Genomic DNA, 23612 nt, shown 5'->3' with positions numbered 1-23612 from the left:
TAGATAACGATAAATTCAGCTGAAATCTCAGTGGATTCAGATCACTGCTGGAGCAGCGACAGGACCGAAGAGGGCGACTGGTTGGCCTGCGCCAGCATCGCCGTGGCGGCCTGTTGAATGATCTGGGTGCGGGCCAGTTCGGTGGTCGCTGCCGCGTAGTCGGTGTCCAGTATGCGGCTGCGAGAGGCAGCAGTGTTCGTGGACACGTTCGTCAAGTTGTCTGCCGCGTAATTCAGGCGGTTGACCATTGCACCCAAGGTAGAGCGGTAGGCGTCTACTGTGGAGATGGCTTGATCCAGTTCCGTGATGGCACTGGTGGCGCTGACGGCCGTTTCAATACCCTCGGAAGCGGCAGAAACGATGCCGCCCAAGGAAGAAGCGTTTACAAAACTCACTGTGACTGAGTCACTTCCAGCTGGACCGACTTGAAAAGCTGTTGATGCAGCGGCAGATCCCATGATTTCCATGCCGTTCCAAGTCGTTTTGTTGGAAATACGGGAGATTTCGGCGTTCAGTTGGTCGAATTCGGCATCCAAAGAGGTCCGATCTGAGCTTGAGTTGGTGCCGTTGACAGACTGCACTGCCAGTTCGCGCATGCGCTGGAGCATGTTGGTGACTTCGTTCAAAGAGCCTTCGGCAGTTTGAATCATCGAAATCGCGTCATTGGCGTTGCGAACGGCTTGGTTCAAACCGCGGATTTGTGCCGTCATCTTGTTGCTGATGGACAAGCCTGCTGCGTCGTCCGCTGCGCTGTTGATGCGCTTGCCCGTCGACAGTTGCTCCATGGTCTTGGACAGACTACGGTTGTTCACTGTCAAGGATTGCTGGGCAATCAGCGATTTGACGTTGGTGTTGATGGCGGTCATGGAATGCTCCAAAAATTAGACGGACGGATAGCGGATCAAACGGTCAGGTAAATTTGATCACTGCTGGAGCAGCGAAAGCACCGACGACGGCGATTGGTTGGCTTGCGCCAGCATCGCTGTAGCGGCCTGTTGAATGATCTGTGTGCGAGCCAGTTCAGTCGTCGCTGCAGCGTAATCGGTGTCCAGAATGCGGCTACGCGAGGCTGCAGTGTTGGTGGACACGTTCGTCAAGTTGTCTGCTGCATAGTTCAGACGGTTCACCATGGCACCCAAAGTGGAGCGGTAAGAATCGATGGTGGAAATCGCGTTGTCCAAGTTGGTGATGGCGCTCGTTGCTGCGCTGACGTCTGCAACACCAATGGCACCAGCAGAGGTGACAGTGCTGCCTGTCACAGCGATGTCAACAAAACTAAGGGTCACGGTGTCTGTGCCGGTAGGACCCACTTGAAACGCATAGCTGCCGGCGCTAGCGCCGCCAATGGCCATGCCGTTCCAGGTGGTTTTGTCAGAAATGCGGGTGATTTCTGCAGCGAGCTGATCGTATTCGGCATCCAGCGATGTCCGGTCAGCCGTGCTGTTGGTGCCGTTCACCGACTGGACCGCCAGTTCACGCATGCGTTGCATCATGTTGGTGACTTCGTTCAAGGCGCCTTCGGCGGTTTGAATCATGGAGATCGCATCATTGGCGTTGCGCACAGCCTGGTTCAAACCACGGATCTGCGCGGTCATTTTGTTGCTGATGGACAAGCCCGCGGCGTCATCTGCTGCGCTGTTGATGCGCTTGCCGGTGGACAGTTGCTCCATGGTCTTGGAAAGAGCACGGTTGTTCACCGTCAAAGACTGCTGGGCAATGAGAGATTTGACGTTGGTGTTGATGGCGGTCATGATGGGCTCCAAATATCAATGAATTAAATCGGTGTTGAGGGCGGTGTCAATTTCAAATCACTGTTGCAGAAGTGAAAGAACCGAGGACGACGACTGGTTGGCCTGCGCCAGCATCGCTGTGGCGGCCTGTTGGATGATCTGGGTGCGCGCCAACTCGGTGGTCGCGGCCGCATAGTCGGTGTCCAGAATGCGACTGCGAGAGGCTGCGGTGTTGGTAGAGATATTTGTCAAATTGTCAGCGGCATAGTTCAGCCGGTTGACTACTGCACCTAGGGTAGAGCGGTAAGCGTCTACGGTGGAGATGGCTTGGTCCAGGTCAGTGATGGCGGCCGTCGCACTGGCGACTAAACCAATGCCACCGGCGGAAATGTTGGTCATACCGCCCAATTGCGAGACGTCTGCAAAGGTCACAATGACGGAGTCTGAAGCAGCAGGACCCACCTGGAAAGTGGTGATGCCGGAGGTCGCGGAAGCACCGTTGCCCATGATGTCCATGCCGTTCCATGTTGTTTTGTCAGAAATTCGTGAAATTTCGGCAAACAACTGATCGTATTCGGCATCCAGCGAGGTACGGTCGGCGGTGCTGTTGGTGCCGTTCACGGACTGGACCGCCAGTTCACGCATGCGCTGCAGCATGTTGGTGACTTCGTTCAAAGCGCCTTCGGCGGTTTGAATCATCGAGATCGCGTCGTTGCCATTGCGCACGGCCTGGTTCAAACCGCGAATTTGTGCCGTCATTTTGTTGCTGATCGACAAGCCTGCGGCGTCATCGGAGGCGCTGTTGATGCGCTTGCCCGTCGACAGTTGCTCCATGGTCTTGGACAGAGCACGGTTGTTCACTGTCAAGGATTGTTGGGCAATCAGCGATTTAACGTTGGTGTTGATGGCGGTCATGGTTGGACTCCTGATGACACAAAATGTTTATGGAAGACATTCCAGGGCAAGGTGAAATATTCCTCTTGCATGGTTGATGAATCGACCAGTCATTTCAAAACTTTAAGAACAGCCGCAAATAATTTGCGGATCAGGACTTTTCATCGAGCAGCATGCCCTTGACATCCTCGATGCTGTGCGCCACACGCAGCATGGTTTCATTCGGGATTTGACGAATGACTTCACCGGTCTCGGCGTTTTTGACTTGGATGACCGTGCGGTCAATCGCCTTGTCAATTGAAAAGTTCAGTTGCCGCCCGTTGCTTTTCATTTGGTCGTTCAACCGTTCGATGGCCTCTTGCAGGTTTTTCTGCATTTCCTTGGGGTCAAACTGGAGGTCGGTCTTCTCTGGCAAGGCCAGTTTCACCTCTGCCGGCGCAGCGGTTTCTGGCTTGCCTTGTGCGGCTGCTGGGGGCGCAGCAGGCGCAGGCCTGAACGGCTGCGGCGCTGCTGGTTTTGTGATGTCGGTGCTCATATTGAGATCCTTTCAAGACACTCTCTTCTTGCGAAAACGCCAAATCACCCAAGATCTGGGTGGTTCGCGCAGAGGTACATTGAAGGTATCGGACCGAGCCGATCAAACTTGAGAGAAATTTTCAGGCAGCATTTTTCATTCATCCCATAAGAATGAAAAATAAATAAAAAACGGAAAAAATTAGTTTTAACTTACTTGTTTGAATAAGAGGCCATCATGCCTTCAAAGCTGCTCTTCATGCTTTCACGCATGCTGTTGCTGCTGCCGACGATGCTGTCCATCAGGGCAAACTGCTTCATATAGCGTTCAAGCAGCGCAGTCATGCGCTCTTCCAGTTTCAAGAGGTCGGCTTTGTAGAGCTCGACTTTTTGGGTGGCATTGCTCGTTTGCTCGGTCAGTAAACTGGTGGATCGCAGCATCTCGTCGATGTCTCGCACGGCCGTTCCGGCCAAACCGGCCGAGCTGGTGCTGTAAACGCTCAGGTCATTGGTGTTGGCCGTGAAAAGCGTCACCACTTCGGTGGCGTAGTCGCTAAAAGCGGTGTCCAGCTTGGTTTCATCGAGTTGGAGCTTGCCATTGCGGTCAAAACTCAAACCCACTTGCCACGCGGCATTGATGTTGGCGTTCTGTGGATCGGTCAGGTTGACGGTGTCGGTGTAAAGGGTGAAATCGCCCGTGATCATGCTTCGCACTTGAGATTTGATGCTTTGAAGCAGGCTGTCGCCCGCCAAGGCGCCACCAAACTCCTCAACTTCGCTGCTGCGGTCGCTGAGAACCTTCACACTGTCTGAAAAATTGTTGTAGGCCGCGACCAGGGCCTGGATATTGGCTTTGACGGTGCTGATTTCGGGGTTGAGACCGATGCGGGCGGTACCTGTCGTCGTGGTGTACAGATTGAGGGTCACGCCTGCCAGCGCTTCGTCAACGGTGTTGCTCGATGAGGTGATGTCGATGCCGTTGATGTTCAAGAGGGCATCTTGTGCATCTTGCAGGGTCGTGGATTGAAAAGTCAAATCACTGCTGGCACTGCTGATGGTGAAGTCATTGCCATCACCTTCGGTGCCGGTGAAAACCAGTGTGTAGGCACTTCCGGTATTGATCAACTGGGCACTGACGCCTGTGGTGGCCGTTTGGGCATTCACAGCACTGACGACCCCCTCTGGGGTGGCCGTACTGACAGAAATGGCGGTGGAGGTGGTGCCCACGGTCACTGTCAGATCAAATGCCGCCCCCGAATTGAAGGTGGTCCCAGAGGCGATGGCGTTGCTGGCCCTGCGCGTGGCTTGTGCCAATTGGGTGACCTCGATGTTGTACACACCGGCGGTCGCGCTCGACGTGGTCGCGATCCCTAGGGCGCTGGGTTGGCTGTTGGTGGCTGTGAGTGTCGAAAAATCTTTGGCATCGTTGAGCGCCATGAATGCCGTTTGCAGCTCTGACAGAGAAAATTTAAGGGCGCCATAGCCTGATATCTTGGCTTCTGTTTGGGTGATCTTGGCGTCAATGCGCTCTTTTCTGGGCGCCCGTTCGGCTTCAACCAGACTTTCGGCCAGCGCTTTGACATCGACGCCAGAGCCGGCGCCTAAAGCAGAAACAAGGTTGGTGGAAGCCATGGTTTGGGGGGTAATCGCGTTGAAGAAAGGGCGAACTCGCGCTAGGTGCTGTGCGTGATGTGTATGGGTATGGGTATGGGTATGGGTATGGGTATGGGTATGGGTATGGTTTTAACCCCGGATGTAATCAAAAAGAGACAAGCTCGATATCTTTTGAAAGCTGCCCATGGCCGCCTCGAGGGACATCATCTCTTTGTTCATGCGGGTCACGGCCTCGGCATAGTCCAAGTCTTCAATCTCCGACAGGGTGGATTTGAGGCGCAGCGTGGTCTCGTCCAGCACATCGATTTGTGCTTGCACAACCGACTGGTCAGAACCATTTTGGGCTTGTGCGAGCGTCAGGTTGTTGTGCATTTGGGTGATGTCGGCCACACCTTGTTGAATCTGGAGGGTTTCGCTGTTGTCGATGCCCTCGATCATCTGGTCCAGCGCGTCAAAAAAGCCGACGCTTGTGCTGGTTTGGTCGGAGTTTTCGCGCACCACACGGCTGAACACGTCGGTGCCCGCGCGGGTGAACTGCACGGTGCGCTCCATGCCTGCAGGAATACGGGTTTGCGTTTGGTCACCTTGGTAAATGACCTCGCCGCTGACGTCTTCTGCAAAGGCCGGTGTGTTGACGCGTGTACCGGAAAACAAATAATTGCCGCTGTTGTCGCGGGTGTTGCCCAGGCTCAGCAGTTGGTCACGCAGGGCTTTCATTTCCATCCCGATGGCTTTGCGGTCATCGGGGGCCAGGGTGTCATTGGCGGCCTGCAAGCCCAGCTCTTTCATCCGAATCAAAATGTCATTGGACGACGACAGGGCGATTTCTTCAGAGGTGTACCGGCCAATCGCCACCCCAAGTGTGCGCATGTGGCTGTCCTGGCGCTGAATCTCTCCCTTGAGGCGCTGGATGGCGGCGGCTTGGTCTGGGGCGTCACTGGGCGAGAGAATCTGCTTGCCCACAGCCAGCTGGGCCTGCGTGGTCGCCAGTTTGTTTTGGGTCGTGCTCATCCGCTCGGTGGCGCGGTCAAACAGAAACATGGTGGAAATTTTCATAGGGGCTCCGTTCAGCGCACTTGCAAGATGGCATCAAACAGGGACATGGCTGTTTGCATGACTTTGGCGTTGGCTTGGTAGGCTTGCTGAAAACGCACCAAAGCGGAAGCCTCTTCGTCCAAACTGACGCCCGAGATGCCGTCGCGTGCCTCTTGGGCTTGTTGATAGACCACACTCAGCGCTTGCTCCGCAATGGCCGCTTGCCTGGCCACGCTGCCGACTTGATTGACGCGTTCAATGTAGGCCTCGGTCATGGTCAGCCCGCCGGGCATGATGGCTTCATCTTCGAGTGCGACCAGCTGCAGCATGGCTTCGTTGTTGCCGATGCCATCGGCATTGCCATCGATGGTGAAGACATCGCCAGCCTTTGGCGTGGTCGAGAATTCCAGCTTCAAGCCACGGTAGGAAAGACTGGGAACAGTGGAGTTGAGGTTGTCTTGCAAGCTGCGTTCGGCCACCACCGTATCCGTGGTGGTGTCCACAATTTGGTAATCGGTGGCGGAGCTGAAGGTCACTTGCAGCGTGGAAGCCCGCAAAGTTTGCTTCATGCCCCCTTCCATGCCTGTGAATTGGCCGCTGACTGTCGCGTTGCTGGTAGCGCCGCTGCGGTCGGTCACGAAAATCAACAGGTCGTCTTTGGCTACACCCTGGATCGAAATTCGGGTGTCAAAGCCCAGACGGCTCAAATCTGTTGCCACGCCGCTGCTGCCCATGCCCAGCCGAATGTCATCGGTCGTGTTGTCGCTGGCGCGTGACAGGACCAGTCGACCACTTGATTCACTTGCTGTGATGCCGGTGTTGGCGGTTTCAGTGTTGAGCCAATTGACGACGGCGCTCAAGGTCAGCGGTCCCGCCAGGGCGGGCAGATCTCGGCCATTGAGCGTCAGGGCGCCTGCAGCAATATCTGCAGAGGAGGGCACGAAGGTGTTGCCCGTCAGTACGGCCGGTGTCTTTTGTGGATCCAACAAGTCACCGGTGGCGGTGTTGAACTGCTGCACCACACCGACTTCGGCTTTCGCGCCCATGAAAATGTCCATGTCCAGATAGGTCGATGCACCACTGGCGTTGAGGTGGTCTGCGCTGTAGGTGGCGCCAGTTTCCATGCCGTTGCCCGGTTTGATCAGCAAGGCCTGTTCGTCGGCGCTCAAGGTCTGACCTAAAACATGGCGGCCGTCCCGGGTCAGAACCTGAAAAGATTGGTAAACCGTTGGATTTTCGAGTGTCAGGGACAGATTTTGGGTGCCCACGCTCACCACACCCAGACTGGCAAAGGGCTCGCTCAAGCTGGTCTCGACGGTGATGGTGCCGATTTGCGGAACTTGCGCCAGCGCCAAGTCACCGGCCAAAGCCGTTGGCCCCGCGAAGGTGGACGCTTCATAGCTCACGCGGGCCTGGGCTGATCCGCTGTTGAGGGGGTCGTCAATGACCCTGAATTGTCCGGCTGCTGCAACCCGATTGACGTCTTGAACAAGAATTTTCATGCCCGCCGCTTGAAAGGGTTTGTCGGCACTGAAGCCAAACAAGTCGCCACCCAACAGGCCTTCGGCGTCCACACCCTCGCTGTGCACCGCATTGATCTCACGGGCCATCACTTCGGCCAGATCATTCAAGGAGTTGAAGGCGGGATTGAGCACTTGGTCACGAAAATTCATGACACCACCGATTTTGCCACTGCTGATGCCGGGCATGGTTTCTGGTTTGCCGTAAGCGTCGATGAGAAATTCCAGCTTGTTTTTGTCGATGCTGGATTGGGAAACGCTGATGGACCGCGTGCTCGTTTTTTGAACCAGGATGCCTTGGTCCAGAGTGTCGCCCACACTGACCACGACAGCGCCATTGGTTTCAAAGCGTGTTTTGACGGATATCAATCCCGACAATTCCCGCAACAAGCGGTCGCGTTGGTCGAGCAACTCCGAGGGCTGACTGGCAGCGCTGCTGTGTTTGACCATTTGCTTGTTCAGCAAACCCAGTTGCTGCGTCAACGAATTGATCTGCCCCACATCGGTTTCAACCGATTGGCGGGTTTCGTTGTCCAGCAGATCGAACTGACCTGCCAGTTGCTGAAAGCGGGAGGCCAAGCCATCGGCGTCGCGTAAGAATGTGCTGCGTGAAACGATCGACGCCGGGTCGCTGGACAAGTCTCTGGCGGATTCGAAGAACAGGTTCATCGCGGTCGTCAGTCCGATGCTCTCATCGCCCATGACATCGATCAAGCGATTGACGTAGGACAGCAGGGGCTTTTGACTGGCCAGGTCGCTGTTGCTGTTGCGCAAATTCGATTCCACAAAGGCGTCGTACTGGCGCTGGACGGCGTCAAAGCGCGCACCCGTTCCCAGGTAGCTGTTGCCGATTTGTCGTGGCTGGTTCGCTGTCAGCGATACATCCTGGCGTGTGTAGCCGTCGGTGTTGACGTTGGCGATGTTGTTGGAGACCGTGGCCAAGGCACGCTGGTAAGCGGTCACACCCGAGCTGCCGATGCTGAGCAAGTCACTCATGGCTGATCTCCTGGGGTGACCCGGTCGAGTTTGTAGCCGGATATGCGCTCGAGTTCGTAAGCCTTGATGGCTTCCGGTTTGAGGGACATGGCTTCACGCGCAGGGGTCATTGGCATGGCTTGGTTTTTGTGCAGTTGCAAGGCGTCTTGTGTGCTAAGGCCTTGGGCTTGCTTCATCTGGCGCTCCATCATGTCGGCCAGGCCCATGCCGCCCCGCTTGACCATCTGCAGCGAAATTTCCTTGTCCATCAGGTCCTGGTACATGTCCATGTTGCCGCCATCGACGAGGTCGCTTTTTTCAATCGACTCGCGCATGGTCTTCATCATTTGCTGGATGAAATAGGCCTCGAACTGCTCAGAGGTCTGGCGGATGGCTTTGGAAGGATCTTGCGCCGCCTCACCCTTCAGGCGCGTGAGGGCGTTGAAGTCCAGGTAGGTGCTGGAGGAGGTGGTGGACAGGTCGCTCATGGGGTCTCGCTTTAGATCACGATCAGTTCGGCGCGCAAGCTGCCCGAGCTTTTGAGGGCTTCGAGGATCGCGATCAAGGCCGACGGTGTCGCGCCCACTTGGTTGACTGCATCGACCACCTGGCGCAAATCTACCCCGGGTTGGAACAGGAACATCGGGTTTTTGGGTTCGGACACGGCGATGTCGGCGTTTTGAACCGGTGTCGTCTGGCCTTGCGAGAAGGCACCTGGTTGGGACACCTCGTTGGTGGCAGCAATGGCGACCGAGATCGTCCCGTGGGCCACGGCTGCGGCTGTGACACGCACATTGCGGCTGATCACCACGGTGCCGGTGCGCGAGTTGACCACCACGCGGGCAGGTGGCTCGCCGGGGACCACGTCGAGGTTTTCTACCATGCTCATGAAGGCCACCCGTTGCGACATGTCGCTGGGGGCCTTGATGGCAAACGACATGCCGTCCAGGGCCTGGGCCGTGCCCTGACCAAAGTTCTTGTTGATGGCGTTGACGATGGCGGTGGTGGTGGTGAAGTCCGATTCGCGCACATTCATGACCACATGGTCGGCCCTGTCAAAAGGGGTGTCGACGATGCGCTCCACGGTGGCGCCGCCCGGGATGCGGGCAGATGTGGGCACACCAATGCTGACCTTGGAGCCGGCCGCGCTGGTTTCCACGCCGGTGGCGGTGAGGGCACCCTGGGCCAAGCTATAGATTTCGCCGTCGACGCCACGCAGGCTGGTGAGCAGCAAACTACCCCCGCGCAGGCTGGTGGCTTTGCCGATGGCCGACACTTTGATGTCAATCTTTTGACCGGGTTTGGCAAAACCCGGCAACTCGGCCGTGACCATCACGGCGGCCACGTTTTTGATGTCGATCTTGCCGCTGGTCGCACTTTGTTCAAAGTCAGACAAGGGCCCATCGATGCCCACGCCCAAGCGGGCCAACATGGCTTTCATGCTTTGGGCGGTGAAGGACACGTCGGCACCGTCGCCCGTGCCTTGCAAGCCCACCACCAGGCCGTAGCCAATGAGTTGGTTGCTGCGGCCAGCAGCCACCGAGGCCAGGTCTTTGACGCGGTCAGCCCAGGCCGAGCCCGACAGGCCGAGCAACAGAACGAGGGTGAAGAGGGTGGATTTCATGGGGTTTTCAGAGTGCCGGGGGATTAGAAGGGCCAGAACTTCATGAGGGCGTTGGTGCCCCAGCCGGCTTTGGCGGCGTTGGCCATGTCACCCGTGCCACGGTAGGCAATCTGGGCATTGGCCAAGCGGCGTGACTGCACGGTGTTGTTGGGCGAGATGTCTTCGGGACGGATGATGCCGTTGACCTGGATGATTTCGGCGCCTTCGGTCAGGGCCAGTTGTTTTTCGCCACGCACCATCAGGTTGCCGTTGGCCAGCACCTCGATCACGGTGACAGACACGTCGCCAATCAGGCTGGCTTGCTGGCCGGCTTCACCGCTTCCCACGCTTTCGATGTTGGCCCGGCTCAGGTCGACGCCGCCCATGATGCCCTGCAGGCGTGTCCCCAAAACCTGGGTGGGCAAGCGCATGCCTTGCACCCGTGCGTTGAGCCCATTGGGGGCACTGGTCACCGAGGGAATCACGTCGTTGGAGGCGGCGCGTTTGATGCTGCCGCTTTGGGTGCGGCCGGCTTGGGTGGACTCATTGAGCAGAACGGTGATGACATCGCCCACGTTGTAGGAGCGAACCCTGCCAAACCAGTTGTCGCTTTGGCGGCCGTTGTAAATGGCGCCAGTGGCCATTTTGGGTTTTTCGACAGCGACTGGCAGCACCGGTGCGAATTGCGGGGAATGGGCCATGGGCGCACTGGGCGAAGCGCAGCCGCTCAAGCCGAGCACCAGAACGATGCCGATGGCGCAAGGCAGTGACAGTGTTTTGTTCATGGTGCGCTGCTTACATGTTGTTGTTCAGGAAGCGCAGCATGCCGTCCACGGCCGAGATGGCTTTGGAGTTGATCTCGTAGGCGCGCTGGGTTTCGATCATGTTGACCATTTCTTCCACCACGTTCACGTTGGACGCTTCCAGGGCCCCCTGCATGAGTTGACCCGCACCGGCCAAACCGGGCTGACCCACCTGGGGCGCACCACTGGCCGTGGTTTCTTTCATCAGGTTTTGCCCCATCGATTGCAGGCCTGCCGGGTTGGCAAAGCGGGCAATCTGGATCTGGCCAAGGACCTGGCTGCCGCCGCCTGCAGCGACTTCCACCGACACGGTGCCGTCTTGGCCCACGGTGATGCTGGCCACGTTGGGCGGAATGGTGATGGCCGGTTGCAAAGGCATGCCGTTGGTGGTCACCAGTTGGCCGGTGGCCGAGAGTTTGAATCCACCGTCGCGGGTGTATGCGGTGGTGCCATCGGGCTGGGCAATCTGGAAAAATCCTTCGCCTTGAACGGCCAGATCGAGGGCGTTCTTGGTGGTCACCAAGCTGCCTTGGGCGTGTGTCTTTTCGGTCGACACAATGCGCACACCGGTGCCCAGCATCAGCCCGGTGGGCGATTGTGCGTCGGCGCCGACCTGGGCGCCTGGTTGGCGCAGGTTTTGGTAGAGCATGTCTTCGAACGTGGCACGGTCGCGCTTGAAACCGGTCGTGTTGACGTTGGCCAAGTTGTTGGAGATGACCGACATGCGCGTTTGCTGCGCATCCAAGCCGGTTTTGGCAATCCACATTGATGCATCCATGGGGGGCTCCTGTCAGTTTTTAGGCGGTTTTCATCATGGAAGCGCCCGACTCGTCGAGCGACTTGGTTTCCTTGATGATGCGAATTTGGGTTTCGAAGCTGCGCGATTGGTCGATCAGCCGCGTCATGGCTTCGATAGCGCTGACGTTGCTGCCCTCCAGGGCTTGCGGAATCAACCGGGAGGGCGCGTTGCCTGCCGGGATGTCGGTGCCGTCAGGTTGACCATCCACTTTGAACAGGCCATCTTGCCGACGACCGAGCTTGGCGTCGGTGCCATCGCGCAATCGCAATTGATCGATGAACACCGAGGGGGCCGTGGACGGTTGTGCGGGGTCTTTGGCGTAGATGGAGCCATCGGGGTTGATGGTCACCATCATGCCTGGCGGCACGGCAATGGGACCGGCATTGCCCATGACCAAGTGGCCGGAGCCATTTTCCAATTGCCCTTGGGGGTTGATCTTCAAGTCACCCCGGCGGGTAAAAGCCAGATCACCGTTGGGGGCTTGAACGGTGAGCACGGCTCTGTCGGCCATGGCGATGTCCAAGGGGCGCCCCGTGGCCATGACCGGGCCCGGTGTCAGGCGGATTTGATCGCGAGCGACGGCTTGTGCCTGATAGCGGGAGTCAAAGCCTGCGCCTTCTACTTTGACCGACTGCAGCGCCACGTCGTAGCTGCTTTTGAAGCCCACAGTGGACACGTTGGCCAGGTCGTTGACCAGCACCTGGCGTGCAGTTGCCTGCTCCTTGATGGTGGCGTTGGAGGTGAAGACAAGACGGTCCATGGTGTGTTCTCAGGCAATGGGGCGGGTTGTTTTCAGGCGATCAAGAACGGATGTTGATGATGGCGCTGGTCATCGTGCTGCTGGTCTCGATCGCTTTGGCGTTGGCCTGGAAGTTCCGCTGGGCGGTGATCAGGTCCACCAGCTCTTGTGTCAGATCCACGTTGGCGCGCTCGGTGGCACCCGCGCGGATCGAGCCGAAACCAGCCGAACCGGCTTCGCCAATCTTGGCTGCGCCAGAGGAAGCAGAGGCCAGGTAACTCGCATCACCCACCTGCCGCAAACCGGAGGGGCTGGAGAAGTTGGCTAAAACGATCTTGCCCAGTGACACCTGCGAGCCGTTCGAGTAGGTGGCATTGACCAATCCGTCGGGGCCAATGTTCAAGCCCATCAGCTCGCCTTCAGGGGCGCCGTCTTGCGATTGCGAGAGCACCGCGAACGCGCTGGAGTATTGGGTCGACTTGGTGAAGTCGATTGACATGGTCAGCGCACCTTTACCACCTTGCAAGAAGGCGGTTTCAAATGGCATGTCCGTTAAAGGCGAAACGGGTTTACCTGTCAGATCGAAGCTCAACTCACCGCGATCGAGGTACACCGGCCACCACTCGGTTTTGTCGGACAATCCGGTGGCATCTTCGGTTTGAACACCGTTGTTCACGTATTGCAAAGCGCCGTTTTCCGTGAATTGCGCCAGCTTGACCCATTCGGTGGTGGTACCGAATTGCATTTCGGTGTCTTCCAAACCCCAATCAGCGGACCCGGTGACTTGGATGGCGGAATCACTGCCGGTGGTGCCGGTGGTGAAGACCAGTTGTTTGGTTTGGGTGTCGAAAGCCACTGTCACGCCCGACACATTCACAGGCATGTTATTTTCCTCATCCTCGATCGAGTTGATCAGGTCTTGCAAGGCGGCGGTAAAGCTGTCGATGCTGGTGTAGGTGGTGGGATAAGGCAGTTCGATCTGTTGGACGATGCCGTCCACTGACACAAAGAAATCTTTGTTGGAGGAGGTGACCTGGATGCTTTTGGCGGTGTTGATGGTCATGATCTCACCACGCAAGACGGCAGGCTCACTGGCTTTGCCGCGCAATGCATCTGTCGTCGAAGCCGCCACGGTCAAGTTGTCTGACTCTGCCAGCCCCAAAAGGGTTTCGGCTTGTGTATCGGCTCCGCTGATCGTGATGCTGGAATCGTCACCCGTTGTGCCGGAGGCAATGGAAAATTTCGCAGTGTCTGTGTCAAATTCGACCGTGATGCCATAGCGGGCGTTGACAACCGCGTCTGCGTCATCGGTGGCTTCTGTATCTTCTAAGGCGCCCAAGACGTTGTTGATTTTGATTTCAAGGTTGCGAGCCAGCACTTGTGGGTCGACGTCCATGTCTTGCAGCGTATAAGTGATGGCAGTTGCCGTTTCCTGGCCATCGACCGTGATGGAGAAACTCACCGAACCGGAAGGTACTGTGACATATGCGCCTGAGGTGTAAACGTCTTCGGTCAGAGCTGAGCCCACCGCTTTCGCTGGCGATGATGCACGCAAGTCGGTCAGTTGGTCCAGTGAGTACATCTCGGTGGTGCCAGAACTGGGCACGACGCGTGAGTCGCTTTTAGGTAACACATCGCCGTACTTGTTCACAAAATAATTGCTGCCCAGGTTGTCGGTGGCCTGTTGCAGGGCGGGCTTGACTTCGCTCTCTCCCACAAAGAAGTAGGTTTGCCATTTCGAGTAGGGGCTGTCCAGCGTGGCGTTTTGGGTTTTGACGTAGTAGACCGTGGCCAAGTAACCGTTACCGCCGCTGTCGTACACCGTCAGCGCAGTGCTTTTGTTGTAAGTGCTGGGGTTGGTGCGGTCAAAGTCAGCGGTGATCACCGCCGAGTCAGCGGGTAAGTTCAGGCCGAGCTGGATCTTGGTGGTTTCAACGGCTTCGCCCGATGTTTTGGATGGGATGGTCAAGGCGTTTAGGTTGGTCAAGTCGGCTTTGCCGGACGAGTCCACTGAGGCAGCCATCAGACGCTGTCCTGTGGAGTTGACCACGTTGTTTTGATCGTTCAAGGTGAACGAGCCGTTACGGGTGTAGGTGTCTTGCAGGCCGTCGGGTGTTTTCAATGGAAAGAAGCCGTCACCCGTGATGGCCAGGTCCAGCGAGTTGCCCGAGGTGGAGATGTTGCCCTGGCTGAACTCCTGGCTCACTTGCTTGAGCGAGACGCCCTGGCCAATGTTGCTCGATGACTTTTGCAGGGGCGAGGTCGAGAAGATGTCGCCAAAGTCGGCCCGTGAGCGCTTGAAGCCCGAGGTGCCCACGTTGGCGATGTTGTTGGAAGTGACAGCCAACTGCGCGGTGGCAGAGTTCAGTCCGGTGAGCGAGGTGTAGAACGACATGCTGGAGGGCTCCTGAAATTCGGGGTGTGTGGATGTGAGGTTTACAGGCCGACGCGCTTGACGTCGCTGAGCAGCAAGGTTTTGCCACCATCGAGCTCGACGCTGACGCTGCCGTCGCCTGGGTTGGACGAGATGGCGCGAACGGTCGACAGGGTGCTGACCGGTACGGGTGTGGTCTTGCCATTGACGACGGCCACGGCGCTGAGGCGGTACAAGCCGGTGGGTACGGGGTTTTCGGAGGCGTCTTTGCCGTTCCATGTCACGGCGGTGGTGCCTGGCAGTTGAGGTCCTGCGATCAGCTCTTGCACCAGACGGCCCTGGCTGTCATGGACGTTGATCTGCACGCCACTGGCCCCCATGGGCAGGTCGATGCTGGCGTCCATCGTGTTGCCCGAAGTGAGCAAGGTGGCAGCGTCGCTGACGGCCACTTTTTTGCCGATGAGAGAGGCGCTGTTGAGCATGCGTTCACCCGACATGGAGGTCACGAATGTGTCCAGCGAGGTTTGCATGTTGGTGAGGGCTTCGAGCTGGGAAAACTGCGCCAACTGGGCCACGAAAGCCTCGTTTTTGACGGGCTCGAGGGGGTTCTGGTTTTGCAGTTGGGCGGTGAACAGGGTCAGGAAGTCCTGCTTGCCCATGTCTTCGCTGGTTTTTTTGGCCGCGTCTTTCACGTCTTCGTAACGAGAGACGTTCTTGAGCAGGCTGGAGGAGGTGACGGTATCGGTGGCCATGGTGTGCTTTCGAATCAGGCTTTGGTGAGGTCCAGGGTGCGCATCATCAATTGACGTGCCGTGTTGATCACTTCCACGTTGTTCTGGTAAGAGCGAGCGGCGGCCATCATTTCCACCATTTCAGTGACTTCGCTGACGTTGGACTGGTAGACATAACCGTCTTTGTCGGCCAAGGGGTTCTTGGGGTCGGACACACGGCGAGGCGGTGCCGAGTCATCGGCCATGCGGTCAATCTTCACGCCGCCCACGTAGGCCGCACCCGCGTTGGTCATCTGTTCGTCCACGAGCGCCTTGAAGACAGGTCGTTTGGCCCGGAAGGCGTCTTTTTCTTCGCTGGCCACAGTGCCTGCGTTGGCCAGGTTGGAGGCGGTGGCGTTCATGCGGGTGAGCTGCGCGTTCAGCGCAGTGCCGGCGATGCCAAAAATGTTGTCCATGCTCATAATCAATCTCCTCGCAGGGCTTTGCGCACGCTGCTGACCCGGTTTTCCAAAAATTGCAGGGTGGCCTGGTAATCGGCTGCCGCTTTGCCGTAATGGGCTTGTTCCACGCTCATTTCGACCGTGTTGCCGTCAAACGAGGTGTTGAACGGGGTGCGGTAGCGCATGCCATCGTGGCCCAGCTCATCTCCCGCCGCAAAGTGCCCGGCGTTGGTGGCCGCCATGGCGGTGTCTTGTTGTTGGGCGGCGCTCATCACGGCCTTGAAATCGATGTCGCGGGCCTTGTAAAAAGGGGTGTCGGCGTTGGCGATGTTTTGCGACAACACTTCGAGGCGGCGGCTTTTGACTTGCAACGCCTGTTCGTGCACGCCAAATGCTTGGTTCAACAAATTCATTTCGACTCCTGAGCTACTGACTCGGTTGCGATGATCTCGGTCCGTCGGTCTTTTGACGTTGTCCACTCAAGTTGAGCGGGTTCGTGTCGAGTGCTGCAAAAGTTGTGCCAAGTTTTTCTGTCACCTTTTGAGGGGTCTGCGCTGGGCAAATGCCGGCCTTTTGCCAAGGAAGCGGCAATCTGGGGTCGTGGGCGGCAAAGGCTTGCCGGTGGGACAGTTTTGACCGCTTGCCCAAGTTGGTCCTGTTTTTGCTTAGCTCAAGGCAACCCCCCCGACTGTCAAAACTTCTACACCGATATGAATCACGCTTTGCAAATGCTGTGCCGCCTGCTGGATCTCTTGATCGCCCGGGGTCTTTTGCTGGGCTTGGTGGTGTGGCTGTTCAGTGTCCCGTCCTTTGCAGCCAACCCGGCCAAACCTGCCAGCCCTTCGGGTTCGCCCCAGGAGGTGCTGCAGTCGTCGGTGAAAAACTGGGTGGCCCAATCGAGAAAAGTGTCGGCCGACGAGGTCTTGCTGGCGCCCTTGGATGCCCGGGTCAAGGTGCTGGCATGTGACAAGCCCCTGGCCATGGATGTGCCTTTTTCCAGCGCCGAGACGGTTCGCGTGCGCTGCGCGCGTCCGGCTTGGCAGCAATTTGTGCGCGTCAGCGTGGCGAGCAAAGCCCCCGCAATTCAAGCGCAAGCCAAAGTCGACACCCCGCCCGAGTCGGCCAAGCGCTGGGTTTTGGTGGCCAGCGTGCCCTTGCAGCGCGGCATGGTGCTCAATGAGACTCATGTTCAGCGTGCCCAGGTCGATGCTTCAGTCATGCCCGTGAATGTGCTGGAACAGACCACCGAGGTGCTGCATGCCGAGGTGGTGCGGGACGTGAGGCCGGGTGTGCCCTTGCGCAGCCAAGACATTCGGCCCACGGTGCTGGTCAAAAGGGGGCAAATGGTCTTGATGTCGGTGGGCCAGCCCCAGGGTTTTCAGATCTCCGCCCGGGTGGAGGCCATGCAAGATGGGCGATTTGGCGAGCAGATCAAGCTCAAAAATCGCGATTCTGGCCGTGAATTGAGCGGCCGGGTGCAAGGCCCCAACCAGGTGATGGGCTTGTGAAGTCGATGGCGCCAAGGCGTTGCCGGGTGACATTCAAAAAATTTCTTTTTGGGGCTCAAGTTCTAGAATCTCATGCCGATTCACTATTCGACAAGGGTCTCAGATTCGTGACCAGAGACCAGAAAAGAGAAACACCATGACCGATCCCATCTCTCATTTCGGCCGCAAGGCCCAAATAGATTCAGCCAACCGCCAGACGGCGGCCAAGGGTGAGCCGCGCGCTTTGGCGTCAGCTCCGTCGGAAGTCGGGCGATCGGCTCCTCCCGCGACGGACGAGTTGCGATTGAGCAACATCGCCCAACAAGCCATGCAAGAGCCCGAATTTGACCGCGCCAAGGTCGATGCCATCAAGACGGCCATCCAGCAAGGGCAGTACCCGCTGGATTCGCGACGTATTGCTGAAAATTTCATCGCGATCGAGAAAATGATCAAAGGCTGAGCGCACCATGACCGAGATGACCCGAACCGATGCGTCCCAAGCCGCCATGCAGGCGGCCTTGCTGGATGCGCCGCAGGACGCAGCCCGTCTGGGGGAACTTCTGGGTCTGGAGTTTGAAGCCCTGAAAATCCGTGACTTGGCGGCTTTTGAGGCGATTCAAGTCGACAAAACTCTGTTGTTGCAACGCTTGGCGGCTCTGGCCGAATGGGCCGCAATGCAAGCGCCTGTGCCGGCCCTGTGGCAACAGATTCAGGACAGTTTGCAGCAAAGCAAACAAGACCATCTGCGCAACATCCAGCTTTTGCAGCGCCAGTTGCAGGCGGTCAAAGGCACTTTGCAGGCCTTGCAGGGCGAATCGGCCGCCCCCGCTGTGGATCTGTACGACCGCATGGGCCAGATCGCCCGTCGCCCGGGTGTCTGGGGTTATCAGCTGGCCTGAGGCCTGAGCCGAGCGGGGTGCACACAGCGCCCAAGCCGATTTCGACGATGGTGCTGCGAAACCGCCTTTCAAGGGGCCTTTTTCTCATCGCCAGGGCGCATGCCCTTGAGCCAATACACCCACGACAAAATGACCGCCACCGCCGTGTACATCTCGGGCGGAATTTCGGCGTCCAGGTCCACACGGCTGAGCAGGGCCAGCAATTGCGGGTCTTGCGCCACATAGACCCCGTGTTTCAACGCTTCTTCGATGATTTTTTGGGCCAGGTCGTCCTGCCCTTTGGCGCTGATGACCGGGGTTTTGCGGGCCCCGTATTCCAGTGCGAGGGCTTCCTTGAGGGGGGCTTTCATGTGTGCACGTCCACCAAGCTGCCCGTGTCGGGGGGGGCATAGGGCATGGGCGCTTGTGGACCTTGGCCATGGATGATTTGCAGCCGGGTCATGTTCAGCCCCGCACTGTCGAGTTCCTGCGCCAGATTGGCGGCCATGGCCTGGGCCCTTTGCGCCACGTCTTCGCGTGCGGCCCACATGACCATGTCCACCTCGGTTTGCGCGCTGATGCGGGTTTGCAGCCAGATTTCGCCCAAATCGCGGTTGCGGGTGTGCAGGTGGATCACCAAAGGCGGTTTGTCCTGTCCGGGCTGTCGCCTGCCGCGCACCAGGCGCAGCGCCACGGGCTCGGCATCGGCGAAGGGCAGCATCATCGAAAACACCCATTCGCGCCCGCTCAGGGTTTCGCTGGCCAGCAGTTGCCGCGATTCGATGTCGTCCAAGCTGTCGCCGATCAGGCCGTCTTTGTCCATGGCGGCGCCGCTGCGCAGCAGTTGCCGCAAAACACTTTTGAGATCGGTCAGCCCCGCGCCCAGGCCTTGCGTGAGCAAGTTTTCCGTCATGAAGCCGCTGCGCTGCATGGCTTGCTGCAGTTTTTCGGGGCTGAGCTGGGCCATGCTGGTGCGCTGTTTGAGCCATTGCTGCAGGGCGCCCAGCTCGGGCGCCGATGCGCTCAGGCCTTGGAGCATGCTGTCGAGCACACCCGGGCGCAGCAATTGCGTCAAGGCCTGCATGTCCGGGGGTCTGAAGCCCAGTTGTTCGGTTCTTCCAGGCCAGGAGGTCGGGGCAGGGGGGGCGGGCGCCGCAGTGGCGGGCGCGGCCTGCAGGAAACGCAGCAGCAAGTTGCCATCGGCCAGGACCTGCACCCGGAACAAGGCGGTGTCGCCTGCGGCCAGACGCAGACCTGCGGGCAGGTCTTTGGGCAGGTCAATGTGGGCCCCTGCTTGACCTGGTTGAGGGCCTTTCAAGATCAAGCGCAGGGCGTGGATTTTCGATTCGATGGTGCCTTGCACCACCTGACCATCGCGCAAACCCAGTTCGGCGGCGGTTTTTTCGATGACCAGCGGCAGCTTGCCCTCGAGGTAAATGGTGGGCGTTTTGGGGTTGAGGTGGGCGGTTTCAGCCCCTGTGATCATGCGAAACCCGTGCTCAGGGGGTCAAGGAAAACGCACCCAGCGGCGTTTGTCGGGGCCGGCAGCAGCTGGCGACGACTCGGCGGGCTCGTGGGCGGTTTGGAACAAGGCCGCCGTTTGCGGGTATTGCAACAGAACTTGCTGGCGCAGGGCCTCGTGCGTGGGCATCAACAACACGGTGCCCGGCCGCACGGGGTAGGTTCGTCCTTTCGGGAAGATCCGAGGGTTGGCCTTGGCCAAGGCTTGGCGCATGAACTCTTCGTTGAGGGCCAGGCCTGGCAGGCCACGGCGGATGGCGGCATCGATGCTTTCGCCTTTTTGTACCGTGATGCTGGCAGCCGGGTGTTTGCCCGCTGTGGCGGTCGGGCTCGCCTGCGAGCCACTGCTTGCGCTGCCTGCATCGCTCAGCGGCGTGCTCAGAACCTTGAGCGCAGAGGCGGCGGCGGCCGAGGTCTCTGCGGCTTGGGCCGGGTAGGCGCCGAAGACGGCCACAGCGCCGATCAGCAGCCAGCTGGCCAGCGCGTGGGGGCTGTGCTGGGCAAAGGGGCTGGACAGGGCGGTCATGGCAGGTGGTGGCATAGGGTGGTGGCGCATGGCGGCAGTTCAAGGGTTCAGTTCAGGCAAACCAGTTTAAAGGGGCAGGGCCATCCAGTGCCCTTGTGCGGCCAAAGCCGGACCGGCCAGTTGCTGCAGCTCGGTGCGCTCTGGGCCCACCTTGACCACTTGGGCCAGGGCCAGGTGCTGGGTGGCGCCAGGCTCCAGCATCTGGCTGGGAATGTGGCTGGGGTTGACGAGCAGGACACGGTCGCCCGCACGCAAACCACTGTCGAAGCCGGCTTGCAGTTGCAGACCTTCCTGGCCGCTGCGGCGCACATGGAATTGGACAGGTTCGCACTCCGAGCGCTTGTCCAGCTGCTTGACCCAGGCTTGCATGTGTTGCTGCACTTGTTCCTTGAGGCGATGGACCCAGGCGCTTGGGTTTTGACCGACGGCCTGAGGATTGACCGTGATGACCTGTTGGATCTGCCAGCGTGGCTCGATGGGCCCGTGGCTGGCGTGGCGCTCGCCCAGTGTGAAGCTCAAGGTCCAGCGCCAGTCATTTTCGTTCTGGTTCAGGTCGTGCCAAGCTTGGCGCATGCTGAAGCCTGGGGCAGGCGCATGGGGCTTGAGCGAGAGCTCGGCGGTCCAGCCGGTCGGGCTGTCGCTGGGGCCCGTGAGTGCGCGCATGTAAGCGTTCTCGGGTGGCGTGGCCTTGTGCTGGACACGCCAGCGCTGCGAGGCCTGCATCTGTTGCGCCCAGGACTGGCTGGCGATGTGCATCAAGGATTGGCTGGCGAATTGTTGTGTGCCGGCAAAACCCTGCTCAACCTGGGTTTGCAGCACCAAGGGCAAGCGCCAGGGCCGCGGCGGGGCTTTGCATTCGGTGGCCTGGGTGCGGGCCTCGCGCCAGCCCCATGGCAGCACTTCGGCGCTCACTTGGGGGGCGGCATCGTGTTCGTCTTGCAAATAGGCGAGCACGCGCACACCGCGCACTTGGGCCTCGGATTGGAAGTGGGCGCTTTCGTGGAGTGCGCCTTTGTCGTCGATCCAGGCGTTGCTGAGCACGCGCGTGGGGCGCTCCATGGTGGCTTGCAAAATCGCCTGCCGAATCGCTTCGAGCTGGGCTTCGTGTTGTTTGGCCGACGGCGAGCGGCCGGCTCGGCTGGGCATGGACGTCTGGGGTCTTTCCAGCTGGCGCGAATCGGTCGGGGCGGTCGCGGTGTTTTGCGCTTGGACCCCTGCAGCGGCCGTGCACAAAAGCGCCACGGCCACACCATGGCTCAGGCGCAGGGTGGCGGCCAGCGGGCGTGTGAGGAGGTGGGTGGCCGAGCGCATGGGCTTGGAGGGTGCCAGTTGCGTGAACATGGTTTCAGCGGCGGCGCGCCGCCATTTGGCTCAGGTACAGGCTGCGCAGGTCTCGCACCACGTGTTGGTCAAGCGACAGGGTGGTTTCGTAGGTGTCTTCACCCACCGGGGCAATGCTGACCAGCACAGCGCCATAAATCACCCCCTCGACCTTGGCCCGGAAGGTGTCGCTCATGACGGTCATGTCGGCCACGGTGGTGGTGGCATCGAGTTGCTGGCCGTAGACCTGTTCGGTGAGTGAGCGGTAAGCGTCGAGTTTGGACGCCCGAATGGCCAACAGGCGCTGTTGGGCGGCGTTTTTGTGGTTTTGCACGCTGACCACGGCGTAGCCGGTGGCCACCAGGGTTTCGCGTTTTTCGACCATGGGCGTGATCATGGAAGCCGGCGCGGCAGCACCCGAGGTGGGGGCTTGAAGCGGTATCGATTGACAGCCTGTCAGTGCCACCAAGGACAGCATCGCGAGGGCCAGAGGTCGGGTGAAGGTCATCTTAAAACTCCAGAGGCAAGCCCGGCGCTTTCCGAAGTGGTGGGCCCGGTTGGTTTATCTTGACTGAAGTATCGGCAGCAGGGGCCACATCTTGAGCGCATGGACCAGACCACACCGCACGTCGAAGGCATGGGTGTACGGCAAAAATATTCAATACGCGCTGTATTGATTCCTTGTTTAATATACTTATTGTTATTTCTTGCTTAAATCATCATTACTGATTTATAAACTCGGTATTTACGTTTAAATCAATTTTGATACGTCGATTTTTCAGCCTGCTGTGAGAAACGTGCGTCCCAACGCCCGCGACAAAAACCGAGTCATTTGCAGATGAAATCCAACGCCAAACCCCTCATCATCGGTGACAGCCAGGCCACCTTGTTCCTGCGGGAGTTGATCCAGACCTTGTCGGCCTCGTCATCGACAGCGCTCATCACGGGTGAAAGTGGCACGGGCAAGGAGTTGGTGGCGCAGGCCCTGCACATGCAAGGGCCTCGCGCCAGCGGCCCTTTTGTGCCGATCAACTGCGGCGCCATTCCCCGTGATTTGATCGAGAGCGAATTGTTTGGTCACCGCAAGGGCAGTTTCACCGGCGCGGTCTCTGACCGCTTGGGTCGTTTCGAGTTGGCGCATGGCGGCACGCTGTTTCTGGATGAAATCGGTGACTTGCCCATGGACATGCAGGTCAAGTTGCTGCGGGTCTTGCAAGAGCGTTGCATCTTGCCTGTGGGCGCGTCCAAAGAGGTGCCCATCGATGTGCGTGTGGTGGCTGCGACCCACAAGAAGCTGGAAACCGAAGTCGAGGCCGGGCGTTTCAGGGAGGATTTGTACTACCGCATCAATGTCTTGCCGGTCGTCACCACACCGCTGCGCGAGCGTCCGGCTGACGTGGCCGCCTTGCTGAATTTTTACGCCGACAAGCACGCTTTGCCCAAGGGGAAAGGCGTTCGCTTTTCACCCGAGATGATGGCGCTGCTGCAGGCCTATGCTTGGCCTGGCAATGTGCGCGAGTTGTCCAATTTGGTGGACCGTTTTTCCACCTTGTATCCGGCGCAGTTGTTGCAGGTCCAGACCGTGGCCGCGTGCATGATGCCTCTGGGTTTGGCGGCCTTGCAGGCCCAATGGCTGGCTCAGAACGGATTGACCGCTGCCGCGACCTTCCCGCCAACACTCAGCGCGTCCGCGGGCGTGTCGCAGGTGGGGCCCAGCCCAGCGCAGGACCAAGCGAGCTCGCCTTTCGAGGACGAGGACGATCCGATGTCGCATTTGTTGGCCAGCCCAGCGAGCTCGTCGAGCTTGCCGGTCAAGTTCTTCAGTCCCGCGCCGCTGTCGGCATCCAACGATGAAATCAACGATGTGGAACAGGCCATCTTGCTGGCGCAAGGCATTCAGACGCTGCCGCCCGAGGGCATGTCGCTCAAGCAGCATCTGGTGGAGGTCGAGCGCAGTTTGATTGAGCAGGCGCTGGCCCGCACCCAAGGCAATGTGTCCCAAACTGCCAAACTGCTGCAGCTGCAAAGGACCACATTGATCGAGAAGATCAACAAATACGAACTGCGCGGCGTCGCTTGAGGTGGCCGGGCACAGGGTTCAGGTGCGGGA

At 58.8% G+C, this 23612-nt stretch carries 25 protein-coding genes; 4 read left to right on the top strand and 21 right to left on the bottom strand.

What is annotated here, in order from left to right:
• Positions 1-41 precede the first annotated feature (41 nt).
• The 16 genes from LHAB_RS12955 to flgB form a co-directional block, all read right to left on the bottom strand.
• Positions 42-866 carry a flagellin N-terminal helical domain-containing protein gene (locus LHAB_RS12955; RefSeq protein WP_090046952.1) on the bottom strand — a complete coding sequence of 275 codons (825 nt, stop codon included), beginning with the start codon at positions 864-866 and terminating at the stop codon, positions 42-44.
• Positions 867-923: 57 nt separating this feature from the next.
• A complete protein-coding gene (locus LHAB_RS12950; protein ID WP_304438218.1) occupies positions 924-1751 on the bottom strand; it encodes a flagellin N-terminal helical domain-containing protein in 828 nt (275 codons plus the stop codon).
• Positions 1752-1808: 57 nt separating this feature from the next.
• Positions 1809-2645 (bottom strand): flagellin N-terminal helical domain-containing protein, encoded by an 837-nt coding sequence (locus tag LHAB_RS12945; RefSeq protein WP_090046950.1) that lies wholly within the window; start codon positions 2643-2645, stop codon positions 1809-1811.
• Positions 2646-2775: 130 nt separating this feature from the next.
• Positions 2776-3159: a flagellar protein FlaG gene (locus tag LHAB_RS12940; protein WP_090046948.1), complete on the bottom strand. Its 384-nt coding sequence runs from the start codon at positions 3157-3159 to the stop codon at positions 2776-2778.
• A gap of 191 nt (positions 3160-3350) precedes the next feature.
• On the bottom strand, positions 3351-4769 hold the full coding sequence (fliD, locus tag LHAB_RS12935) for a flagellar filament capping protein FliD (RefSeq protein ID WP_090046946.1): 1419 nt from the start codon (positions 4767-4769) through the stop codon (positions 3351-3353).
• Between the two features lie 111 nt (positions 4770-4880).
• Positions 4881-5807: a flagellar hook-associated protein FlgL gene (gene flgL / locus LHAB_RS12930; RefSeq protein ID WP_090046945.1), complete on the bottom strand. Its 927-nt coding sequence runs from the start codon at positions 5805-5807 to the stop codon at positions 4881-4883.
• 11 nt (positions 5808-5818) lie between these two features.
• A complete protein-coding gene (flgK, locus tag LHAB_RS12925) occupies positions 5819-8302 on the bottom strand; it encodes a flagellar hook-associated protein FlgK (RefSeq protein WP_090046943.1) in 2484 nt (827 codons plus the stop codon).
• Positions 8299-8769, bottom strand: a complete 471-nt coding sequence (locus tag LHAB_RS12920) for a rod-binding protein (RefSeq protein WP_090046941.1) — start codon at positions 8767-8769, stop codon at positions 8299-8301. The genes flgK and LHAB_RS12920 overlap by 4 nt, the downstream gene beginning before the upstream one ends.
• 11 nt (positions 8770-8780) lie before the next feature.
• Positions 8781-9905 (bottom strand): flagellar basal body P-ring protein FlgI, encoded by a 1125-nt coding sequence (locus LHAB_RS12915; protein ID WP_090046939.1) that lies wholly within the window; start codon positions 9903-9905, stop codon positions 8781-8783.
• Positions 9906-9928: 23 nt separating this feature from the next.
• A complete protein-coding gene (locus LHAB_RS12910) occupies positions 9929-10669 on the bottom strand; it encodes a flagellar basal body L-ring protein FlgH (RefSeq protein ID WP_090046937.1) in 741 nt (246 codons plus the stop codon).
• 10 nt (positions 10670-10679) lie between these two features.
• Positions 10680-11465, bottom strand: coding sequence for a flagellar basal-body rod protein FlgG (gene flgG / locus LHAB_RS12905; protein ID WP_194943177.1), 786 nt, complete (start codon positions 11463-11465; stop codon positions 10680-10682).
• Positions 11466-11484: 19 nt separating this feature from the next.
• A complete protein-coding gene (locus LHAB_RS12900) occupies positions 11485-12246 on the bottom strand; it encodes a flagellar basal body rod protein FlgF (RefSeq protein WP_090046933.1) in 762 nt (253 codons plus the stop codon).
• Positions 12247-12286: 40 nt separating this feature from the next.
• Complete coding sequence (locus LHAB_RS12895; protein ID WP_090046931.1) at positions 12287-14620, bottom strand: flagellar hook-basal body complex protein; 2334 nt, start codon at positions 14618-14620, stop codon at positions 12287-12289.
• A gap of 41 nt (positions 14621-14661) precedes the next feature.
• The gene (locus LHAB_RS12890; RefSeq protein WP_090046930.1) at positions 14662-15351 is read right to left on the bottom strand and encodes a flagellar hook assembly protein FlgD; all 690 of its coding nucleotides are present in this window, start codon (positions 15349-15351) and stop codon (positions 14662-14664) included.
• Positions 15352-15365: 14 nt separating this feature from the next.
• Positions 15366-15791, bottom strand: a complete 426-nt coding sequence (gene flgC, locus LHAB_RS12885) for a flagellar basal body rod protein FlgC (protein ID WP_090046927.1) — start codon at positions 15789-15791, stop codon at positions 15366-15368.
• A gap of 2 nt (positions 15792-15793) precedes the next feature.
• Positions 15794-16183: a flagellar basal body rod protein FlgB gene (flgB, locus tag LHAB_RS12880; RefSeq protein ID WP_090046926.1), complete on the bottom strand. Its 390-nt coding sequence runs from the start codon at positions 16181-16183 to the stop codon at positions 15794-15796.
• A gap of 297 nt (positions 16184-16480) precedes the next feature.
• Between flgB and flgA the strand changes: the two genes are divergently transcribed.
• From flgA to LHAB_RS12865, 3 genes are all read left to right on the top strand, one after another.
• Entirely contained in the window at positions 16481-17278 is a 798-nt protein-coding gene (gene flgA / locus LHAB_RS12875; RefSeq protein WP_090046924.1) for a flagellar basal body P-ring formation chaperone FlgA, read from the top strand.
• A 136-nt stretch (positions 17279-17414) separates the two neighbouring features.
• Positions 17415-17717 carry a flagellar biosynthesis anti-sigma factor FlgM gene (flgM, locus tag LHAB_RS12870; RefSeq protein WP_090046922.1) on the top strand — a complete coding sequence of 101 codons (303 nt, stop codon included), beginning with the start codon at positions 17415-17417 and terminating at the stop codon, positions 17715-17717.
• A 7-nt stretch (positions 17718-17724) separates the two neighbouring features.
• Positions 17725-18156, top strand: a complete 432-nt coding sequence (locus tag LHAB_RS12865; RefSeq protein WP_090046920.1) for a flagellar protein FlgN — start codon at positions 17725-17727, stop codon at positions 18154-18156.
• 68 nt (positions 18157-18224) lie between these two features.
• On the opposite strand, the gene LHAB_RS12860 is transcribed toward LHAB_RS12865, so the two are convergent.
• The 5 genes from LHAB_RS12860 to LHAB_RS12840 are packed head-to-tail and all read right to left on the bottom strand — an operon-like array spanning position 18225 to position 22010.
• Complete coding sequence (locus LHAB_RS12860; RefSeq protein ID WP_090046918.1) at positions 18225-18506, bottom strand: EscU/YscU/HrcU family type III secretion system export apparatus switch protein; 282 nt, start codon at positions 18504-18506, stop codon at positions 18225-18227.
• Positions 18503-19621, bottom strand: a complete 1119-nt coding sequence (locus LHAB_RS12855) for a flagellar hook-length control protein FliK (protein ID WP_090046916.1) — start codon at positions 19619-19621, stop codon at positions 18503-18505. Before LHAB_RS12855 ends, LHAB_RS12860 begins: the two co-directional genes overlap by 4 nt.
• Positions 19622-19642: 21 nt before the next feature.
• A complete protein-coding gene (locus tag LHAB_RS12850) occupies positions 19643-20212 on the bottom strand; it encodes a hypothetical protein (RefSeq protein ID WP_194943176.1) in 570 nt (189 codons plus the stop codon).
• A gap of 36 nt (positions 20213-20248) precedes the next feature.
• Entirely contained in the window at positions 20249-21523 is a 1275-nt protein-coding gene (locus tag LHAB_RS12845; protein ID WP_090046912.1) for a hypothetical protein, read from the bottom strand.
• 4 nt (positions 21524-21527) lie between these two features.
• Complete coding sequence (locus tag LHAB_RS12840; protein ID WP_090046910.1) at positions 21528-22010, bottom strand: LPP20 family lipoprotein; 483 nt, start codon at positions 22008-22010, stop codon at positions 21528-21530.
• A gap of 330 nt (positions 22011-22340) precedes the next feature.
• Here LHAB_RS12840 and LHAB_RS12835 point away from each other — a divergent pair, with 330 nt between their 5' ends.
• Positions 22341-23582: a sigma-54 interaction domain-containing protein gene (locus tag LHAB_RS12835; protein ID WP_090046908.1), complete on the top strand. Its 1242-nt coding sequence runs from the start codon at positions 22341-22343 to the stop codon at positions 23580-23582.
• Positions 23583-23612: the final 30 nt, after the last annotated feature.

The organism is Limnohabitans sp. 2KL-27, from assembly GCF_001269345.1.
GTDB lineage: Bacteria > Pseudomonadota > Gammaproteobacteria > Burkholderiales > Burkholderiaceae_C > Limnohabitans_A.
The sequence above is the reverse complement of the archived record's forward strand: the minus strand, read 5'-3'. Positions and strand labels throughout refer to the sequence as shown.

Excerpts from the sequence above, each read along its gene's own strand:
- LHAB_RS12955 (WP_090046952.1), bottom strand. The coding sequence starts at position 866 with ATGACCGCCATCAACACCAACGTCAAATCGCTGATTGCCCAGCAATCC.
- LHAB_RS12950 (WP_304438218.1), bottom strand. The coding sequence starts at position 1,751 with ATGACCGCCATCAACACCAACGTCAAATCTCTCATTGCCCAGCAGTCT.
- LHAB_RS12945 (WP_090046950.1), bottom strand. The coding sequence starts at position 2,645 with ATGACCGCCATCAACACCAACGTTAAATCGCTGATTGCCCAACAATCC.
- LHAB_RS12940 (WP_090046948.1), bottom strand. The coding sequence starts at position 3,159 with ATGAGCACCGACATCACAAAACCAGCAGCGCCGCAGCCGTTCAGGCCT.
- fliD (WP_090046946.1), bottom strand. The coding sequence starts at position 4,769 with ATGGCTTCCACCAACCTTGTTTCTGCTTTAGGCGCCGGCTCTGGCGTC.
- flgL (WP_090046945.1), bottom strand. The coding sequence starts at position 5,807 with ATGAAAATTTCCACCATGTTTCTGTTTGACCGCGCCACCGAGCGGATG.
- flgK (WP_090046943.1), bottom strand. The coding sequence starts at position 8,302 with ATGAGTGACTTGCTCAGCATCGGCAGCTCGGGTGTGACCGCTTACCAG.
- LHAB_RS12920 (WP_090046941.1), bottom strand. The coding sequence starts at position 8,769 with ATGAGCGACCTGTCCACCACCTCCTCCAGCACCTACCTGGACTTCAAC.
- LHAB_RS12915 (WP_090046939.1), bottom strand. The coding sequence starts at position 9,905 with ATGAAATCCACCCTCTTCACCCTCGTTCTGTTGCTCGGCCTGTCGGGC.
- LHAB_RS12910 (WP_090046937.1), bottom strand. The coding sequence starts at position 10,669 with ATGAACAAAACACTGTCACTGCCTTGCGCCATCGGCATCGTTCTGGTG.
- flgG (WP_194943177.1), bottom strand. The coding sequence starts at position 11,465 with ATGGATGCATCAATGTGGATTGCCAAAACCGGCTTGGATGCGCAGCAA.
- LHAB_RS12900 (WP_090046933.1), bottom strand. The coding sequence starts at position 12,246 with ATGGACCGTCTTGTCTTCACCTCCAACGCCACCATCAAGGAGCAGGCA.
- LHAB_RS12895 (WP_090046931.1), bottom strand. The coding sequence starts at position 14,620 with ATGTCGTTCTACACCTCGCTCACCGGACTGAACTCTGCCACCGCGCAG.
- LHAB_RS12890 (WP_090046930.1), bottom strand. The coding sequence starts at position 15,351 with ATGGCCACCGATACCGTCACCTCCTCCAGCCTGCTCAAGAACGTCTCT.
- flgC (WP_090046927.1), bottom strand. The coding sequence starts at position 15,791 with ATGAGCATGGACAACATTTTTGGCATCGCCGGCACTGCGCTGAACGCG.
- flgB (WP_090046926.1), bottom strand. The coding sequence starts at position 16,183 with ATGAATTTGTTGAACCAAGCATTTGGCGTGCACGAACAGGCGTTGCAA.
- flgA (WP_090046924.1), top strand. The coding sequence starts at position 16,481 with ATGAATCACGCTTTGCAAATGCTGTGCCGCCTGCTGGATCTCTTGATC.
- flgM (WP_090046922.1), top strand. The coding sequence starts at position 17,415 with ATGACCGATCCCATCTCTCATTTCGGCCGCAAGGCCCAAATAGATTCA.
- LHAB_RS12865 (WP_090046920.1), top strand. The coding sequence starts at position 17,725 with ATGACCGAGATGACCCGAACCGATGCGTCCCAAGCCGCCATGCAGGCG.
- LHAB_RS12860 (WP_090046918.1), bottom strand. The coding sequence starts at position 18,506 with ATGAAAGCCCCCCTCAAGGAAGCCCTCGCACTGGAATACGGGGCCCGC.
- LHAB_RS12855 (WP_090046916.1), bottom strand. The coding sequence starts at position 19,621 with ATGATCACAGGGGCTGAAACCGCCCACCTCAACCCCAAAACGCCCACC.
- LHAB_RS12850 (WP_194943176.1), bottom strand. The coding sequence starts at position 20,212 with ATGCGCCACCACCCTATGCCACCACCTGCCATGACCGCCCTGTCCAGC.
- LHAB_RS12845 (WP_090046912.1), bottom strand. The coding sequence starts at position 21,523 with ATGTTCACGCAACTGGCACCCTCCAAGCCCATGCGCTCGGCCACCCAC.
- LHAB_RS12840 (WP_090046910.1), bottom strand. The coding sequence starts at position 22,010 with ATGACCTTCACCCGACCTCTGGCCCTCGCGATGCTGTCCTTGGTGGCA.
- LHAB_RS12835 (WP_090046908.1), top strand. The coding sequence starts at position 22,341 with ATGAAATCCAACGCCAAACCCCTCATCATCGGTGACAGCCAGGCCACC.